General features: G+C 67.9%; 17 protein-coding genes. 9 read left to right on the forward strand and 8 right to left on the reverse strand.

Annotation, left to right across the window (positions count from 1 at the left end):
- Nucleotides 1-96: 96 nt before the first annotated feature.
- Genes ACQ1W9_RS07560 through ACQ1W9_RS07570 form a run of 3 tightly spaced genes read right to left on the reverse strand, consistent with a single transcriptional unit; the run spans nt 97 to nt 2516 of the window.
- Nucleotides 97-684: a DUF3080 family protein gene (locus ACQ1W9_RS07560; RefSeq protein ID WP_431026424.1), complete on the reverse strand. Its 588-nt coding sequence runs from the start codon at nt 682-684 to the stop codon at nt 97-99.
- Complete coding sequence (locus tag ACQ1W9_RS07565) at nt 605-1114, reverse strand: DUF3080 family protein (RefSeq protein WP_431026030.1); 510 nt, start codon at nt 1112-1114, stop codon at nt 605-607. The genes ACQ1W9_RS07560 and ACQ1W9_RS07565 overlap by 80 nt, the downstream gene beginning before the upstream one ends.
- A 7-nt stretch (nt 1115-1121) precedes the next feature.
- Nucleotides 1122-2516, reverse strand: a complete 1395-nt coding sequence (locus ACQ1W9_RS07570; RefSeq protein WP_431026425.1) for an MATE family efflux transporter — start codon at nt 2514-2516, stop codon at nt 1122-1124.
- 195 nt (nt 2517-2711) lie between these two features.
- Between ACQ1W9_RS07570 and ACQ1W9_RS07575 the strand changes: the two genes are divergently transcribed.
- Nucleotides 2712-3272 (forward strand): elongation factor P hydroxylase, encoded by a 561-nt coding sequence (locus ACQ1W9_RS07575; RefSeq protein WP_431026031.1) that lies wholly within the window; start codon nt 2712-2714, stop codon nt 3270-3272.
- Here the strand turns inward: ACQ1W9_RS07575 and ACQ1W9_RS07580 are convergent.
- Complete coding sequence (locus ACQ1W9_RS07580; protein WP_431026032.1) at nt 3269-3748, reverse strand: hypothetical protein; 480 nt, start codon at nt 3746-3748, stop codon at nt 3269-3271. The genes ACQ1W9_RS07575 and ACQ1W9_RS07580 overlap by 4 nt on opposite strands.
- Before the next feature lies 1 nt (nt 3749).
- A complete protein-coding gene (locus ACQ1W9_RS07585) occupies nt 3750-4610 on the reverse strand; it encodes a TatD family hydrolase (RefSeq protein ID WP_431026426.1) in 861 nt (286 codons plus the stop codon).
- A gap of 96 nt (nt 4611-4706) precedes the next feature.
- Here ACQ1W9_RS07585 and ACQ1W9_RS07590 point away from each other — a divergent pair, with 96 nt between their 5' ends.
- Nucleotides 4707-6620 (forward strand): ATP-binding cassette domain-containing protein, encoded by a 1914-nt coding sequence (locus ACQ1W9_RS07590; RefSeq protein WP_431026033.1) that lies wholly within the window; start codon nt 4707-4709, stop codon nt 6618-6620.
- Nucleotides 6621-6699: 79 nt separating this feature from the next.
- On the opposite strand, the gene ACQ1W9_RS07595 is transcribed toward ACQ1W9_RS07590, so the two are convergent.
- On the reverse strand, nt 6700-7158 hold the full coding sequence (locus ACQ1W9_RS07595) for a universal stress protein (protein ID WP_431026034.1): 459 nt from the start codon (nt 7156-7158) through the stop codon (nt 6700-6702).
- Nucleotides 7159-7267: 109 nt separating this feature from the next.
- Between ACQ1W9_RS07595 and ACQ1W9_RS07600 the strand changes: the two genes are divergently transcribed.
- On the forward strand, nt 7268-7783 hold the full coding sequence (locus tag ACQ1W9_RS07600; protein WP_346062060.1) for a preprotein translocase subunit YajC: 516 nt from the start codon (nt 7268-7270) through the stop codon (nt 7781-7783).
- 70 nt (nt 7784-7853) lie between these two features.
- Here ACQ1W9_RS07600 and slyA read toward each other — a convergent pair whose 3' ends face one another.
- Together slyA and ACQ1W9_RS07610 are read right to left on the reverse strand one after the other, a co-directional pair.
- The gene (gene slyA, locus ACQ1W9_RS07605) at nt 7854-8297 is read right to left on the reverse strand and encodes a transcriptional regulator SlyA (RefSeq protein ID WP_346062061.1); all 444 of its coding nucleotides are present in this window, start codon (nt 8295-8297) and stop codon (nt 7854-7856) included.
- Between the two features lie 116 nt (nt 8298-8413).
- Entirely contained in the window at nt 8414-9577 is a 1164-nt protein-coding gene (locus ACQ1W9_RS07610) for a DUF5924 family protein (RefSeq protein ID WP_431026035.1), read from the reverse strand.
- Between the two features lie 235 nt (nt 9578-9812).
- On the opposite strand from ACQ1W9_RS07610, the gene fadB reads away from it, so the two are divergent.
- The 6 genes from fadB (at nt 9813) to peaD (ending at nt 17954) form a co-directional block, all read left to right on the forward strand.
- On the forward strand, nt 9813-11975 hold the full coding sequence (gene fadB, locus ACQ1W9_RS07615) for a fatty acid oxidation complex subunit alpha FadB (protein ID WP_431026036.1): 2163 nt from the start codon (nt 9813-9815) through the stop codon (nt 11973-11975).
- Nucleotides 11976-11999: 24 nt separating this feature from the next.
- Entirely contained in the window at nt 12000-13178 is a 1179-nt protein-coding gene (gene fadA / locus ACQ1W9_RS07620) for an acetyl-CoA C-acyltransferase FadA (protein ID WP_431026037.1), read from the forward strand.
- Nucleotides 13179-13468: 290 nt separating this feature from the next.
- Entirely contained in the window at nt 13469-15034 is a 1566-nt protein-coding gene (gene peaA / locus ACQ1W9_RS07625) for a quinohemoprotein amine dehydrogenase subunit alpha (RefSeq protein ID WP_431026038.1), read from the forward strand.
- A gap of 15 nt (nt 15035-15049) precedes the next feature.
- Nucleotides 15050-16477, forward strand: a complete 1428-nt coding sequence (peaB, locus tag ACQ1W9_RS07630; protein WP_431026039.1) for a quinohemoprotein amine dehydrogenase maturation protein — start codon at nt 15050-15052, stop codon at nt 16475-16477.
- Nucleotides 16474-16836: a quinohemoprotein amine dehydrogenase subunit gamma gene (qhpC, locus tag ACQ1W9_RS07635; RefSeq protein WP_346062067.1), complete on the forward strand. Its 363-nt coding sequence runs from the start codon at nt 16474-16476 to the stop codon at nt 16834-16836. Before peaB ends, qhpC begins: the two co-directional genes overlap by 4 nt.
- Nucleotides 16837-16850: 14 nt before the next feature.
- Nucleotides 16851-17954 carry a quinohemoprotein amine dehydrogenase subunit beta gene (gene peaD, locus ACQ1W9_RS07640; RefSeq protein WP_431026040.1) on the forward strand — a complete coding sequence of 368 codons (1104 nt, stop codon included), beginning with the start codon at nt 16851-16853 and terminating at the stop codon, nt 17952-17954.
- The last annotated feature ends 64 nt before the right edge of the window (nt 17955-18018 follow it).

Genomic DNA, 18018 nt, shown 5'->3' on the forward strand with positions numbered 1-18018 from the left:
TACCCTCCTTGCACGGCGTGGTCACGGCATCGGGTCGACCCCTGGGTCGCCCGCGAAGCGCCTCGGTTCACTATTAGCACAGTCGCTAGTGGAAAGTTAAGCCCCTTGATCCAGTCCGCAGGCCTGGCGGAGTCGATCCCAGAGTGCCTCGTGGGTGGCGTGGGCGGCCTGGAACTCGGCCCAGGGGGTGTCCGGGGTCTCCAGGGAGAACCAGCGTCGGTGATAATCCCGGATCGGGGCTCGGGCCACCTCATGGGCGTCATAGAGCCGATCCAGGGCGCCGAACCAGGCTTCAGTCTGCTCCGCCAGGGTGGTGATAAAGGGCTGAACCCGGGAGTTCAGCGGCTCCTCGCTGACCCGCCGCAGGGCATCGCGGTGCTCGCAGGCGGCGCCCTGGTGTAATTGCCTGGCCAGCAGGGCGTTGGTCTCCGCGAGGCGTTGGTTGGTCAGCATCAGGGTGCGCAGTAGCCGCGCGCTGAGCGGGCTCTCCTGGAGGGTCTTGAGGTGGCCCTCCAGGGTCGAGGTGTCCAGTTGCCAATCGCGATTGAACTGGTTGTGGGCCGCCGTCTCCAGGTAGTCCAGGGCGGCCAGGTGGGGGGCCAGGTCAGCGACCCCCCGAGGGGGCCAGGGGGCGGCTGGCGCGGGAGAAGTTGCCGACCCATTCGCTGGAGCCGAGCAGGGTATTCCAGCCGACCCGGGCCAGCTGTTCGCCCTTGGTGGTGGTGAGGCGCTCGAGGCGCGCTCGATCCGCCTCGCCGAGCTCCTCGGCCACCTCGCTCTCCCGGCAGGCCTCCAGGCGCCGCCATAGCTCCAGTTCGTAGTGCCAGCGCTGGCTGGGTGGGGCGACACGGCCCAGGGTGCTGTTGCGCTCCGCCACCAGGGTGGTGATATGGCAGCGTCGCAGGGCATGCACATCGAGCAGCCCCTCGCGGGTCTCGGGAATCTCGAAGAGGCGCTCGCCCGGCTCGGGAAAGGCCGGGATATTGTCCGGCGGTGAGGGGCTGGGAGGGGCCGTGGCCAGGGCCTCGGCGAGCCGGCGCTGGTAGTCCACCAGCAGGGTGTCGCTGGCGCCCTGGCGGTCGCAGCCGGCCGACAGCAGGGCGGCTGCGATCATGGCAATCCTAGTCGCTTTGAGCCACATGGCGTCGTCCGTCGCTGACGGCCCGACTGATCGCCTGCAGGCGCCAGCCCAGCAGCAGGGCCGCCACGCTCAGGCCGGCCACCAGGCCGATCCAGTAGCCGTGCACGCCCAGCGGCTCCAGCCAGGGGCCCAGGCCGCGGGTGCCGAGCCAGTGGCCCCCGGCCAGCCCCACCAGCCAGTAGGAGACCAGGGTGAAGACCATGATGATGCGGGTGTCCTTGTAGCCGCGCAGGGCGCCGGCCATGGTCACCTGCAGCGAGTCCGAGACCTGATAGAGCATGGCCAGTACCACCAGGGAGAGGGCCAGGCGTTGCACCTCGGTATTGTGAGTGTAAAGGGCGATCACCGGTTCCGCGCCGAACCAGATGATCAGGTTGTTGAACAGCGCGATCCCCAGGCACACGGCGATGCCGTTCCAGGCCACGAAGCGTGCCCCCCGCAGGTTACCCGTTCCCAGGGTATTGCCGACCCGCACCGTCAACGCCATGCCCAGCGACAGGGGCAGCATAAAGAGAATCGAGGTGAAGTTGAGCGCCACCTGGTGAGCCGCCACCGTCACCTCGCCGAAGCTGGCCACGAAGAGGGCGATCAGGGTAAAGAGGGTCACCTCGACGAAGATGGCCACGCCGATGGGGACCCCGACGACGAGCAGTTGGCGAATCAGGCGCCAGCTCGGCGGGGTGGGGGCGTGCCATAGCTCGATCTCGTGGAAGGTGCGGCTGCGCTGGGTGTAACGGCACATGGTCAGCCCCATGACCCACATGGAGAGCGCCGTGGCGATGCCGCAGCCCCAGGCGCCCAGTGCCGGCAGTTGCTGGATCGGCGTCGGTAGCCAGTCGCCGAACAGCCCGGTCAGGCCGGCGCCGCCGTAGATCAGCACGAAGTTACTGGGGATATTCACGCCCAGGCCCACCAGGCTGATGGCCAGGGAGGGACGGGTATGGTTCATGCCGTCGGAGAAGGCGCGCAGGGCCTGGAAGAGGGCCACCCCGGGCATGCCGAAGGCCACCGCCGACAGATAGGCCGCCGAGAGCTCCGCCACCGCCTCGGGAACCCCCATCAGGCGGAAGATCGGCATCACCGCGAACCACAGCAGCAGGGCGCCGATCAGCCCCAGACAGAGTGCCACCCACAGCGCCTGGTGCACATTGGGGCGAATTCGCGCCTGGCGCCCGCCGCCCAGCAACTGGGCGACGATGGGGGTGAGTCCCATCAGGGTGCCGGTCATGAACAGCATCAACGGCATCCATAGGCTCGACCCTACCGAGACCGCGGCCAGGTCGGTGGCGCTCTGGCGCCCGGTCATCATCACATCGGTGACCCCCATGCCGGCCTGGGCCAGTTGGGCGCCACAGATCGGCAGGGCGAGACGCATCAATAGCGAGGTCTCCCGCCGGCTGCTGGCCAGCGGGGAGGAAGCGTGGCGTGCCAAGGTCGAACTCCTTTTAACAGGGCGTTCCGATAACGCCTGTCCATTCGGGCAAGACGGCCTAGTTTAGCAATAGCCGAGGATATTCGTCGCCGTCCCCGATCCCTATAATGTGGCCCATTTGCCAGCCGAGGAGAGACCGTGGAGCACCGCCTCGACGACGTGATCGCCCTGTTCGATGGGCTCTTCGCCGATACCTGCCGTACCCGCCTGGTGCGCGGCGGCGACGAACCGCTCTACCGCCCCGCGGATGCGCACTGCCCCTACCACCGGGTGATCTTCGCCCGGGGCTTCTATGCCAGTGCCCTGCACGAGATCAGCCACTGGTGTATCGCCGGGGCCCGGCGGCGCCAGCAGGAGGACTACGGCTACTGGTACCTGCCCGATGGCCGCGATGCCGAGCAGCAGCGCGCCTTCGAGACGGTGGAGGTGGCGCCCCAGGCCCTGGAGTCGCTGTTCGCCGCGGCGGCCGGTCGCGACTTCCACGTCAGCGTCGATAACCTGGGGGAGGTGGCGGTGAATCGCCTGGCCTTCCAGGCCCGGGTGGCGGCGCGGGCCGGGCGCTATCTCGAGGAGGGGCTGCCGCGCCGCGCCGCGGCCTTCCGCGCGGCCCTGACGGCCTACTATCGCCAGGGCCGGTCGCGGGAGGCGGCCATCGCCTGCGGGCGAGCCTTGCTGGCCGCCGAGGCGCTGCCCGCCTAGTCCCCCTCGCCAAGGCGCTGATGCAGGGCCAGCATCACCTGCACTTCCTGGTCGGCGCGCAGCGGCTCCAGGCCCAGTTCGCCGAACAGCTCATTGCGGCGCCGGATCCACTCGCCGGTGGGCAGGTCGGGGTAGAGGGACTCCGCCGGGGCCAGCTCCACGAAGGGGTCGAGGCCGAACGCATCGAACAGCCGCGCCAGGGCCGACTCGTCGTCGCTGACGCCGGCGGTGAGCAGGGTCTGGCTGAAGTGGTCATTCTCCAGCTCGCGGATCACGTCCAGGGGGCTGACCCCCAGCCCCTCCAGCTCCTCCAGGCTGTAGTCCCCCAGTGCCACCAGTTCGTCATTCAGCCAGCTGTCGTCGGGCTGGATCAGGGTGTGCTTGACCTGCCCATTGGGCAGGCTCCAGGCAATGGCCAGGGGCAGGCCGCCATCCTCACCGGTCTCGACGGCGATAAAGCCAGGAAAATCGGCCATCTCAGGGTTCCTCTTCGGGGCAGGGCAGGGCAAAGAAGGCCCGGGCCGTGGCGCTGGTGGCCTCGGCCAGGGTCGCCGGGGACTCGCCGCGCCAGTGGGCGATCTCGTCCAGGATAAAGGGTAGCAGCGCCGGCTCGTGACGCCGGCCCTTGAGCTTGGCGGGCAGGTTGCGCGGCAGCAGATAGGGGCAATCGGTCTCCAGCATCAGGCGGCTCGCGGGAATGTCCCGCACCAGCTCGCGCAGATGGTGGCCGCGCCGCTCGTCACAGATCCAGCCGGTCAGGCCGATATGCAGGTCGAGGTCCAGGTAGCCGTGCAGAGTGGCCCGCTCGCCGGTAAAGCAGTGCACCACCGCCTGGGGAATGTCGTCCCGCCAGTGGCTCAGCATCTCGGTCATGCGCCGCCCGGCGTCCCGCTCATGGATAAACAGCGGCAGGCGGCGCTCGGCGGCCTGCTGCAGCTGCGCCTCGAAGGCGCGCTCCTGCTCGGCGGGGGTGGAGAAGTTGCGGTTGAAATCGAGACCGCACTCGCCCACCGCCACCACCTCGGGGTGGGCGTGGAGCGCCGCCATGGCCTGGGCCAGCTCGCCATTCCAGCGGCTGGCATCATGGGGGTGGACCCCGGCGGTGGCATAGCAGCCGGGGATCTCCCGGGCCAGGGCCACCGCCTGTTCGGCATGCTCCCGATCAGTGCCGGTGAGGATCAGGGTGGTGACATTGGCCGCCCGGGCGCGCTGGATCACCGCATCGCGATCGCGGGTGAAGCTCTCGTGGGTCAGGTTGGCGCCAATATCCACCAACGGCGCCGGGGCGCGCCGGCGCAGCGCCTCGGGCAGAACGTCATCGAAGTCGGCCAAGGCCAGAGTCTCCTTGCTGAGCGGGCGCCTAGTGTAACCAAGCCCACCCGGGCTCGGCCATGCGTTACACTAGCGCCTTTGCCGATTCGATGAGGATTGCGTGTGACCCTGTTACGTCTGGAACAGCTGCAGCTCGCCTATGGCCCCCAGGTGCTGCTCAACGGCGCCGAGCTGGTGCTGGAGAAGGGCGAGCGCCTGGCCCTGGTGGGCCGCAACGGCACCGGCAAGTCGACCCTGCTCAGGCTGGTCTCCGGGGAGATCCTCCCCGATGGCGGGAACATCTGGCGGGCGCCGGGGCTCAAGGTAGGGGTGCTGGCCCAGGACCTGCCGGTGGCCTCCGGGGAGACCATCTTCGACGTGGTGGCCGAGGGCCTGCCCGAGGCCGGGAGCCTGCTCGCCGAGTATCACCACCTGGTGCAGCAGGACGACCCGGATATGCGGCGCATGGCGACCCTGCAGACCCAACTGGAGGCGATCGACGGCTGGTCCTTCAACCAGCGTATCGATGTGATCCTGACCCGCCTGGGCCTGCCGGCGGACGACCTGATGACCTCCCTCTCCGGGGGCTGGCGGCGTCGCGTGGCCCTGGCCCGGGCCCTGGTGGCCGACCCCGACCTGCTGCTGCTGGACGAGCCCACCAACCACCTGGACCTGGACACCATCGCCTGGCTGGAGGAGCAGCTGCTGGCCTTCCAGGGCGCCGTGCTCTTTATCACTCACGACCGCGCCTTCCTGTCGCGGCTGGCCACCGGCATTCTCGAGCTCGACCGGGGGCGGCTCGGCCGCTACCCCGGCGACTACGCCAAGTATCAGGCCCAGAAGGCCCATGAGCTGGAGGTGGAGGCCAAGGAGAACGCCGAGTTCGACAAGAAGCTGGCCCAGGAAGAGGCGTGGATTCGCCAGGGCATCAAGGCCCGGCGGACCCGCAACGAGGGGCGGGTGAGGGCGCTGGAGCAGATGCGCCGCGAGCGCAGCCAGCGCCGCGAGCGCCAGGGCAATGCCAACCTCTCGGTGGACAGCGGCGAGCGTACCGGCAAGCGGGTGGTGGAGCTGATCAAGGTCACCCAGCGCTTCGGCGACGAGACGGTGATCCGCGATCTCAGCCTGGAGATCCAGCGCGGCGATCGCATCGGCTTTATCGGCCGCAATGGGGCCGGCAAGACCACCCTGCTGAAGATCCTGCTCGGCGAGCTGGAGCCCAGCGAGGGCCAGGTGCGCCTGGGCACCAACCTCAAGGTGGCCTATTTCGATCAGCTGCGCGCCGGCCTGGAGATGGACAAGAGCGTCTACGACAACGTGGCCCAGGGCAGCGACCGGGTCACGGTGGGGGGCAAGGATCGCCATGTGATCAGCTACCTCCAGGACTTCCTGTTCACCCCGGAGCGGGCCCGCCAGCCGGTCAAGGTGCTCTCCGGTGGCGAATCCAATCGCCTGCTGCTGGCCAAGCTGTTCACCCAGCCGGCCAATGTGCTGGTGCTCGACGAACCCACCAACGACCTGGACGTGGAGACCCTGGAGCTGCTCGAGGAGCTGCTGCTCGACTTCGAGGGCACCCTGCTGCTGGTCTCCCACGACCGGACCTTTATGGACAACGTGGTGACCGGGGTGCTGGCCTTCGAGGGCGATGGCCGGGTGCGCGAGTACGTGGGCGGCTACAGCGACTGGGTACGCCAGGGCGGCAAGTTGCCCCCGGCGCCCTGGGAAGGGGCGGCGCGGCAGCGGGCCGAGCCGGTGGCCGAGGCCGAGACGCCGCAGAAGGCGACCAAGTCCGCCGCCAAAAAGCCCGCCAAGCTCTCCTACAAGCTGCAGCGGGAGCTCGACGGCCTGCCAGCGCGTATCGAGCAACTGGAGGCCGAGGTGGCCGAGTTCGAGGCCAGGGTGGGGGATCCCGACTTCTATCAGCAGGAGGCCAGCCGGGTCACCGCGACCCTGGAGGCGATGGGCGCCAAGCAGGCGGAGCTGGACGAGGCCATGGAGCGGTGGATGGAACTGGAGGCGCTCGCCGCCGGGGAGTAAGCGATAATTCGCTACTGCGCTCGATACTTTGACCGCCGGCGGCCAGGATATCGAGCGCAGCAGTCAATCAGTGCTTCCGTTATTCGTCGCTTTCTTCGCCCTTCTTGCCAACCCGCACCGCCAGCACATCGCACTGGGCGCCGTGCAGCACGCCGGTGGAGGTGGAGCCCAGCAGCAGGGCGAAGCCGTGGCGCCCATGGGAGCCCACCACGATCAGATCCACGTCGTGCTCTTCGGCGAAGCGGTGGATCTCGGTATCGGGCATGCCCACCACCACGTGCTGGTTCTCCTTGGGCACCTTGTGAGGATCGGCGATCTCCGCCAGGCGCTGCTTGGCATGATCGTCGAGCTGATCCTGGATGCTGGTGAGATCCATGGGGATATCGCCGCCATAGGCGAAGCCCAGCGGCTCCAGGGTATGCATGATGGAGAGTTTGGCCTGGTTGCGCTCGGCGATGGGCAGGGCGCGCTCCAGGACCTTATGGGAATCCTTGGTCAGATCGACGGCGACCAGGATATGGCGATATTCGTTGTTCATGGGACTCCTCGCATGGCGACAGCGGGCTGATACCCCTTACTCTAGGCGCTCTAGTGGGCCCGGAACAACGACTTATATCAACGTTTTGTGACATTCGACGAGGCAGCCGATGACCTGGCTAATCATTCTCTTGGCACTGGCGCTGGTGGTGTCGCCGGTGATGTGGCTCAAGCCCAGTCCGCGCCAGAAGCGAGTGGCCGGCCTGCGCAACGCCGTGATCAAGGCGGGGGTGGAGGTGAAGCTCGAGGTGCCGCCCCTGCATGATGTGAAGACGTCCATGCCCGCCTATCGCTGGCGCTACCCCCAGGAGCGTCCCGGTCCCACCTTCGTGCTGGTCCGCGATAGCGAGTCCGGGGAGTCGCTCAAGCCCTGCCATGCCGGCTGGCGCTGGCGCACCGAGCCACTGCGGCCCCTGCCGGAGGCGGCCCGGGAACGCCTCTTCGCCCTGCTGGAGCGGCTGCCCCAGGACGCCCTGGTGCTGGAATCCAACGAGCAGGCCCTGACCCTGTGGTGGTACGAGTCACAGAATACCGAGCGTTTCCTCGGCTATCGCGATGACTTCCTCTTCCTGCGCGACCAACTGGCGGGACGCCCCGACCGTCCCCGGCCCAGGCCCCGGGCTTAAGGCTTTGCCCCATACACGAAGACGGCACCCTTAGGGTGCCGTCTTCGTGTAGGGGGAGGGCGGCCTGGGATCAGGCGTCCTCGTCGCGTCCCTGCAGGCGCAGGCCATTCTCCTCGATCCGTCCCAGCAGGGCATCGAGCTGGTGAACCTCGTCGTCGCTGAGGCCCGCCAGCATCTCCTGACGTGCCTCGGCCACCACCGCATCGATCTGCTGCAGCAGGGGCGTCGCCGCCTCGGTGAGGAAGATGCGCTTGGTGCGACGATCCTGGTCGCAGGGGCAGCGTTCGATCAGGCCCTGTTCGGCGAGCTGATCCAGGGTGCGTACCAGGGACGGGGCCTCGACCCCGATGGCCCGGGCCAGGTCGCACTGGGGCTGACCGTCGCCGAGGCGCCACAGATGGTAGAGAGTGACCCAGCGGGTCTGGGTCAGGCCCAGGGGCGCCAGGCGCTGGTCGAGGATGGCCCGCCACAGGCGCGGCAGGCGTGAGAGTCGGAAACCGATATTTTGATGCATTGGACTTCGTGTTTGCAGGCTAATAGTTGCATTGTCCGAAGCGATTGCCGCCATTGCAAGCCTTGGCGGCCGCGGGTCGGAAGATTGGCGTGGAAAAAGCGTCGAGAGGCGTCGCGTCATCCCGGCTCGCCGTGACTCCCGGGCATGCCCGGCAGCATGCGCCGCCACTCCAGCCCGGGAATGCCCTGGAGAACGTGAATCTCGCCATCCGCCCGCTGAGGCGCCGCGGCGCTCACGTCAAAGCGCAGGCTGCCCAGGCGTTGGCCGGAGGAGGTGACGATATCGATGCGCCAGTCGCCGCTCGATGTCTCGGGGAAATTGAGCTTATGGCTCCAGGCCCGATAGCCCGCCTCGCGGCCACCGTGTACCGTCAGGGGGATGCGATCGAGCAACTCCCCCTGATGGTGCCACTCGTGGTAGATGGTCTCCTCCAGGCCGCGGGGCGCGCGAATCGCCGTATAGGCGTAGAGTCCCTCCCGGGCCAGGGCCTCGGGGGTAAGGTCGAGTTCGCCCACCGGGGTGCGGCTGTCGCGATCCAGCTCCGGGGCCAGGGCGCTGCCGGTCAACCTCAGGTGAGCCGTGGGCACCCAGGCGCGCCCCGACCAGGCAGCACCGGCCAGCAGCAGGGCCACGCCCAGCAGGGTCAGCCAACTGCGCCAGCCCTTGGGATGCAGCAGGTGGATCAGGCTCGGTAGGGCGAAGACCACCATGGCCAGCAGGGCATAGCCCAGGCTCTCCGCGGTGGTCAGGGAGAGCAGCAGCGGCAGGGTCACCAGCACCACCACGAAGACGCACTGGGCGTGGAAGGCGAAATAGAGCCAGCGCAGGCGCCCGGCTAGCCGATAATAGAGGGGGTCGATGATCGATAGCAGGCCCAGGCCGATCAGCAGCAGGGTGAACAGCGCCTGGCCGCTGGTCCAGACGGTGGTGGCCAGCAGGAAGGGCAGGCAGAAGAACAGCGTCTCCTGATGGATCAACTGGGCAATAAAGGCGGTGATGCCCTGGGGCAGGGTGGGGTAGCCGCGGCGGGCCAGCAGCCGACCGATCAGCCCCTCGCCGAGCAGCAGCACCCAGGCCAGCAGCATGCCCAGGGCCAGCAGGCCGCCCAGCCACTGCTGGCGATCCACCAGGAAGAAGCTCAGCACCCCGGCGCCGAAGGCGATGGGCGGCCATACCCACAGGTAGGGGCGCAGCCGGATCAGCAGGGCCTCGACGCCGGCCTGCAGGCGACGCAGGCGCGGATGGGGGGCGGGGGGCGTGGAAACGGAGGTATCGGGCATCGCTGGCCTCGTGGCGGAAACGCTCGGCGCAGGCTAGCAGGGTCGGCCGGGGTTCGGGAGTCGCCGCTGGGCGACAGGCGGTGCAAGGATGGCGCAGCCAGGTTCTAGTATCGACCATCCGCCGAGAGAAGGGGGCTTGACGTGGCGACCAAGCTGAACCAAGCTAACGCTAAATCAAACGACCGTATGAATGCATACCGTCTTCCGGCATCCAACCCTGTGTGGAGATACGTGGATGATTTATCAAGGCAATGCCATCACGGTGGCGACGCATGGCGAGGGCATCGCCCGACTCACCTTCGACCTCCGAGACGAATCCGTCAACAAGCTCTCCCGGGCCGTGATCGAGGAGCTGGGCGAGGCCGTCAAGGCGCTGCAGGGCGAGAGCGGCCTCCAGGGGCTGGTGATCGATAGCGCCAAGGAGGCCTTTATTGTCGGCGCCGATATCACCGAGTTCCACGGCCTCTTCGAGCGTGACGGCGAGGAGATTCAGGTGATGCTCGAGCGGGTGCACGCCATCTTCAATGTCATCGAGGATCTTCCCTTTCCCACCGTCACCGCCATCAACGGCATCGCCCTGGGCGGCGGCTGTGAGGTGGCCCTGACCACCGACTACCGGGTGATGGCCGACTCCGCCAGGCTGGGCCTGCCCGAGACCAAGCTGGGCATTCTGCCGGGCTGGGGCGGCTGCGTGCGCCTGCCGCGGCTGATCGGCGCCGACAACGCCATCGAGTGGATCGCCGGCGGCACCGAGAACAAGGCCGCGGCGGCCCTGAAGATGGGCGCCGTGGATGCGGTGGTGCCGGGGGATCAGCTCGAGGCCGCGGCCCTGGACCTGCTGGCCCGTGCCGCCAGCGGTGAGCTGGACTACCGGGCCCGCCGCGCCGAGAAGACCTCGCCGCTCAAGCTCGGCCCCATCGAGCAGATGATGGCCTTCGAGACCGCCAAGGGCTATGTGGCCGGCAAGGCCGGGCCCCATTACCCGGCGCCGGTGGAGTCGATCAAGGTGATCCAGAAGGGCGCCGGGGAGTCCCGGGAGCGGGCCCAGGCCATCGAGGCCAAGGCCTTCGCCAAGCTGGCCAAGACCGACGTCTGCTTCAACCTGGTGGGCCTCTTCCTCAACGACCAGCTGGTCAAGAAGAAGGCCGGCAAGTACGCGAAGCAGGTCGCGCCGATCCAGCAGGCCGCGGTGCTGGGCGCCGGCATCATGGGCGGCGGCATCGCCTACCAGAGCGCCTCCAAGGGCACCCCCATCCTGATGAAGGATATCAAGGAGGAGGCGCTGGAGCTGGGCCTCAAGGAGGCCCGCAAGCTGTTCGCCAAGCAGGTGGAGCGCAAGAAGCTCACCACCGAGCAGATGGCCGAGAAGCTCAGCCATATTCGCCCGACCCTCTCCTACGGCGACTTCGGTCACGTCGACCTGGTGGTCGAGGCGGTGGTCGAGAATCCCAGGGTCAAGGAGGCGGTGCTCACCGAGCTGGAGGACCAGGTGGACGAGAAGACCATTCTCACCTCCAACACCTCGACCATCTCCATCGATCGCCTGGCCCAGAATCTCAAGCGCCCCGAGAACTTCTGCGGCATGCACTTCTTCAACCCGGTGCACCGCATGCCCCTGGTCGAGGTGATTCGCGGCGAGAAGAGCAGTGACGCCGCCGTGGCCGCCACCGTGGCCTATGCCCGTGCCATGGGCAAGACCCCCATCGTGGTCAACGACTGCCCGGGCTTCCTGGTCAACCGGGTGCTCTTCCCCTACTTCGGCGGCTTCAGCCTGCTGATGGAACAGGGCGCCGACTTCCAGCGCGTCGACAAGCTGATGGAGAAGTTCGGCTGGCCCATGGGCCCCGCCTACCTGCTCGACGTGGTGGGCATGGACACCGCCGTGCACGCCGGCGAGGTGATGGCCGAGGGCTTCCCGGAGCGCATGGGCAGCCTGGGCGGCGGTGGCGACAAGAGCGCCATCCAGCTGATGTTCGAGAAGGAGCGCCTGGGCCAGAAGAACGCCAAGGGCTTCTACGCCTACGAGGAAGACAAGAAGGGCAAGCCCAGGAAGGTGGTGGACGAAGAGGCCATTGCCCTGGTCCAGCAGGTGGCCAAGGAGAGCCGCGAGCTCTCCGACGAGGAGATCATCAGCCGCATGATGGTGCCGCTGTGCCTGGAGACGGTGCGCTGCCTGGAAGACGGCATCGTCGGCAGCGCCGCCGAGGCGGACATGGCGCTGATCTACGGTATCGGCTTCCCGCCGTTCCGCGGTGGCGCCCTGCGCTATATCGACGCCCTGGGCGTGGCCGAGTTCGTGGCCCAGGCCGAGCGCCTGGCCGAGGAGCTGGGGCCCCTCTATGCCCCCACCGAGACCCTGCGTCGGATGGCCGCCGACGGCACCCGCTTCTACGCCTGATCCACCGCCTGAAGGAGAATGAAGATGAGCTTGAATCCGAGAGATGTCGTGGTGGTGGACGGCGTGCGTACCGCCATGGCCAAGGCCAAGAACGGCGCCTTCCGCCACGTGCGCGCCGAGAACCTCTCCGCCACCGTGATGGAGGCGCTGCTGGCGCGCTCCCCGGGCCTCGATCCCGCCGAGATCGATGACGTCATCTGGGGCTGCGTCAACCAGACCCTGGAGCAGGGCTACAACATCGCCCGCAACGCCGCCATCCTGACTGGCATCCCGCGCAGCGTGCCGGGGCAGACCGTCAACCGCCTGTGCGGCTCCTCGATGAGCGCCCTGCATATCGCCGCCGCCAATATCCGCGCTGGCATGGGCGATGTCTACCTGGTGGGCGGCGTCGAGCACATGGAGCACGTCTCCATGATGCATGGCGTCGACGTCAACCCGGCGGTCAGCAAGCACGCCGCCAAGGCCGCCATGATGATGGGCCTGACCGCCGAGCTGCTGGGCAAGATGCACGGCATCGGCCGCGAGGAGCAGGACGCCTTCGGCGTGCGCTCCCACCAGCGCGCCCAGGCCGCCGCCGAGGCGGGCCGCTTCGACAACGAGATCATCGGCGTCGAGGGCCATGACGAGCGGGGTTTCAAGATCCTGGTCAAGCGCGACGAGGTGATCCGCGCCGATGCCAGCCTGGAGAAGATGGCTTCCCTCAAGCCGGTCTTCGATCCCAGGAACGGCACCGTTACCGCCGGCACCTCCTCGGCGCTCTCCGTGGGCGCCTCCGGGATGGCGGTGATGAGCTACGCGCGCGCCCAGGCCCTGGGCCTGGAACCCATCGCCCGGGTGCTTTCCACCGGGGTGGCGGGTTGCGATGCCTCCATCATGGGCTATGGTCCGGTGCCCGCCTCCCAGCAGGCCCTCAAGGCCGCGGGGCTGACCATCGACGATATCCAGACCGTGGAACTCAACGAGGCCTTCGCCGCCCAGGGCCTGCCGGTGCTCAAGGACCTGGGCCTGCGCGACGCCATGGACGACAAGGTCAACCTCAACGGTGGCGCCATCGCCCTCGGTCACCCCCTGGGCTGCTCCGGCACCCGCATCTGCACCACCCTGCTCAACGTGATGCAGCAGCAGGACACCACCCTGGGCCTGGCCACCATGTGCATCGGCATGGGCCAGGGCGTGGCCACGGTGTTCGAACGCCTGAAGTAAGTCTCACCCCCGCCAGCTAACCCTGGTGCCGCAACGCCGCCCCCGTGTCGCCACGGGGGCGGCGTTGTGCGTTACTAGGTGTCTCGAAACCCGGCGTTGCAAGTCGGCACGCCCGCACTGTCCCAGGCTGCGACACCGGCGCCGGTCAAGGCCCCGGGTCAGCCCGGGGTCTTGTGGATAGAAGATTGATATAACGATAAAAAATGGGTGATGGCCCAAAACTTCCATAGCTCCTGATATGGCGGGCCCTGGCCCCCAGTGCCTGACAATAACAACGAGGAGAGATTGCCTTGAGAACGCTGTCCCCCCTGCGAGGCCTCTGTCTGGTGGCCATCGCCTCGACCCCGCTGATGGCCGGCGCCGACCCCGGCGAGCAGGCCATCAATCGCTACTGCTCCGGTTGCCACCAGGCGGGTGGCGAGGATAACGGCTGGAGCCGCATCAGTGCCCAGCGCAAGACCCCGGAAGGCTGGGACATGACCATCGCGCGCATGCAGACCATGCATGGCCTGGAGCTGCCCCTGGAGGCGCGCCGCGATATCGTCAAGTTCCTCGCCGATACCCGGGGCCTGGCCCCCGAGGAGAGCGCCCCCCAGCGTGAGCTGATCGAGCGCCGCCTCAACCGCATCGAGTCCTTCGACCACCCCAGCTATCAGGAGATGTGTGCCCGCTGCCATACCGGCGGCCGCGCCCAGTTGCAGCGCCGTCCCCTGGAGGAGTGGGAGCGCCTGGTGCACTTCCATGTGGGCCAGTTCCAGACCATCGAGTACCAGGCCATGGCCCGGGATCGCGACTGGTTCGAGCTCGCCCTGGACGAGATCGCCCCCTGGCTGGCCGAGACCCAGGGCCTGGAGAGCGCGGCCTGGGACGCCTGGCAGGCGCAGGACGCCGTGGATCCGGCGGGGGACTGGCAGCTCTGGGGCCACTGGCCCGGCGAGGGCGACTTCTATGCTGATGTCACCATCACCGCCGCCGAGGGCGAGGATGCCTATGCCCTGAGCCTGGAGGGCGCCTTTACCGATGGCCGCGAACTCGACGGCGCCGGTCAGGCCATCGTCTACACCGGCTACGAGTGGCGCGCCAACCTGAGCCTCAACGGCCGTGACTTCAAGCAGGTGCTGGACCTCTCCGAGGCGCGCCCCGGCGGGCGCATCTTCGACGATCACGACGACGCCTTCGGTATGCGGGTCGAGATGGCGCCCCGTGAGGCCGCCGAGCCGGGCCTGACGGCCAGCCTGCCGGCCTCGCTGAAGGCCGGCACGCGAAGCCGCCTGGTGCTGCTGGGCCACGGCCTCGCCGACGGCGAGATCGACCTGGGCGAGGGCGTCAGCGTGCGCGAGGTGATCGAGCGCGGCGACCACCGCCTGGTGCTCGACGTGGAGGCGGCCGCCGACCTGACCCCCGGCTGGCTGCCGGTGGCCGTGGGTGACGTCGGCGCCGAGACCCTGCTGGCCGGCTATCAGGCCGTGGATCGCCTGGAGGTGAGCCCGGCACTCGGCGTGGCGCGTATCGGCAACGACCGCACCCCGCCGGTGAGTGGCGTCTTCAGCGCCCTGGGCTACCTGGGCGAGGGCGAGGATGCCATTCCGCTGGGCCAGGTGCCGGTACGCTGGAGCGTTGCCCCCTGGGACGAGATCGCCGAACGCGACGAGGACGCCAAGTTCGCCGGCGTGCTGGACGCCGCCACCGGCATCTTTACCCCCGCCGGCGCCGGCCCCAACCCGCTGCGCCAGTACAACGCCAACAATGTCGGCAGCCTGCGCGTGACCGCTACGGTGGACGGCCAGCCCGAGGTCCAGGATGAGGCCCAACTGATCGTCACCGTGCAACGCTGGAACAACCCGCCGCTGCGCTAACACCAGGAGGCCATGATGGGAATCTTGCAAGCCATACCCCAGAACCTGCATCGGGTGGAGGTGGAAGGCCAGCCGCTGTGGTTCCATATCCCCACCACCAGCCTGTTCGCCCCGGACGCCCTCAGCGAGGAGCTGCTGGCGCTGGCCGGGCGCGGGGAGGGGCTCGATAGTGGGGAACTGCCGGAAAACCTGATACGCAGGGCGAGTGGCGACGATATCGAGGCGCGCCTGGCCCAGCTCAAGGCGCTGAAGCTGATCACCGACGGCGCGGTGCAGGCCTACAACCCCAGCGTCGAGGTGGAGCAGTTCCCGCTCTCCACCGTGGTGCTCAACGTCAACACCGGCTGCAACCTGAGCTGCAGCTACTGCTACAAGGAAGACCTGGACAACCCCCGGGACGGCAAGAAGATGGACCTGGCCACCGCCCAGGCCTCCATCGAGATGATGCTGCGCGAGGCGCCGCAACGCGACCGCTACAATATCGTCTTCTTCGGCGGCGAGCCGCTCAGCAATATGCCGCTGATCCGCGAGGTGGTGGCCTGGGCCGAGGCGCGTATCCACGGCCTCGGCAAGGCGGTGGACTTCACCCTGACCACCAACGCCACCCTGCTCAACGAGGAGAAGATCGCCTTCTTCGATGCCCACCGCTTCGGCCTGACGGTGAGCATGGACGGGCCCAAGGCGATCCATGACAAGAACCGCATCGCGGTCAACGGCCAGGGCACCTACGACCTGGTGGCCAAGCGCATCAAGCCGCTGCTGGCCGGCTACCGCTCGCGGCCGGTGGGGGCCCGGGTCACCCTGACCCGGGGCATCACCGACGTGATCGGCATCCACGATCACCTGGTCAACGAGCTGGGCTTCGCCGAGGCGGGCTTCGCCCCGGTCACCTCCGGCGACATGGCCGCCTACAACCTCAGCGGCGAGGAGCTCAAGCAGGTCTTCGACGCCATGGTCGAGCTCGGCGAGCGCGCCGTGGCCGCCGCCATCGAGGGCCGCGATATCGGCTTCGGCAACTTCAACCAGTTGCTCACCGACCTCTGGGAAGGGCGCAGCAAGGCGGTGCCCTGTGGCGCCGGCCTGGGCCTGGTGTCGGTGGATCACGAAGGCGACGTGCACCTATGCCACCGCTTCACCGGCTCCGAGATGCCCACCTTCGGCAACGTCGGCGAGGGGCTCGACCATGCCGGCCTCAAGCAGTTTATCGAGGCCAGGAGCGACCGCTCCGAGCGCGGCTGCAGCGACTGCCGGATCCGCAATCTCTGCTCCGGCGGCTGCTATCACGAGAGCTACGCCCGCTACGGCGACCCCATGACCCCCACCTACCACTACTGTGACCTGATGCGCGACTGGGTCGATTTCGGCATCCAGGCCTACGCGCGCATCCTGCGTCATAACCCCGAGTTTCTCGACGGTCCCCTGGCCGGGAGGCAGAGTGTATGAGCAATCACAGCGATAACAACAAGACCATGACCCAGCTGGGGCTGGCGCCCCTCAACCGCAAGGCTCGCGAGATGGAGCGGGCCGCGACCCCGGAGGCCCTGGAGGAGGTCCAGGCCATGCAGACCATCGCCGGCTGCACCTCCAGCTTCGATCCGGGCTGGGAGGTGGATCCCTTCGGCGGCGTGGCCTCGCTGTGCCAGCCCATGGAGGCGGACCTCTACGGCTGCGCCGATCCCTGCTGGTGGCCCGCCCAGGTGCCCGACACCATGAACACCTACCCCGACTGGGGGCAGGGGGCCGATCGCGCCGAGGACGACTGGCGCAAGCTCGACAGCGTCTATCCGGGAGGCGAGCAGTGATGGAGAGCCCTGTGATGAAGAAGCGACTCAACCTGACCCTGGCGGGCCTGCTGGCCCTCGCCGCCCAGCCCCTGCTGGTCGATACTGCCGAGGCCGAGGAGGCCGGCGCCGACCCGGTGCGCGAGTACCTGGTGACCATGGCCCGCCCCAACCAGCTGCATGTGATCGACCCCGAGGCCCGGGAGATCGTGCGCAGCTGTGACGTGGAGGGCGACTTCGGCTCCGGCACCCTGCAGCTCTCCCCGGACGAGCGCACCGCCTATGTGCTGCATAACCGCTGGGAGGACGTGGTGGGCATCGATCTCACCAATTGCGAGGAGGTGTTCCGCGCCCGCCAGTCCACTGGGGACGTGCGCGCCAAGGCGATGGCCTCCCTGGCGCTGAGTCCCGACGGCAGCCGCCTCTATACGGTGCAGGATCGGGTGCGCCTGCACCGCGATCGCTACGAGGTGCTGGCGCCCCAACTGGCGGTCTATGACACCGCGGCGGGGCTCGACGCCGAGCCCCTCGCCACCTTCCCGGCACCGCGCCAGGTGACCACCATGGCCGCCGCCGAGGACGGCGCCCTGTATCTCGCCGGAGCGGACATCTACCGGGTCGACCCCGAGACCGGCGACACCGAGATCGCCATCGCCAACCGCCACTGGGACCGCCCCGGCTTCAGCCCCCCGGATTCCCTGGCCATGTGGTCCACCGGCGAGGTGACCAACGAGTTCCTGCGTCCCTATACGGTGGCGGAGCATCCCGGCGAGGAAAACGAGGCCTGGCACTGGGGCATCAGCCGGGTCGACCTGGCCAGCGGCGAGACCGAGAATAAGGAGATCGCCCCCTTCGAGTTCATCATCTTCTCGATGGTCTCCGACCCTCGCGATCGCGACACCTTCTACGGCGTCTATACCCAGCTCAGCAAACTGGACGCCGAGACCCGGGAGATCGTCGAGGTGATCGATCTCGACCACACCTACTACGTCATCAACACCTCCTACGACGGCTCGCGGATCTATCTGGGGGGCGCCTCCAGCGATATCGCCATCTATGATGACGACTTCAATGACCTGGGACGGATCGAGTTGCCCGGCGATATGAGTACGGCGACCCTGAAAGTCGCCCGCTTCTAGATCGCGATTGTGTGGTCCGTTTGGCCGGCGCTTACGAAAGCGACCGGCCCTTTTTGCTGGAGAA

Source organism: Halomonas sp. H5 (assembly GCF_050613175.1).
Taxonomy (GTDB): Bacteria; Pseudomonadota; Gammaproteobacteria; order Pseudomonadales; family Halomonadaceae; genus Bisbaumannia; species Bisbaumannia salifodinae.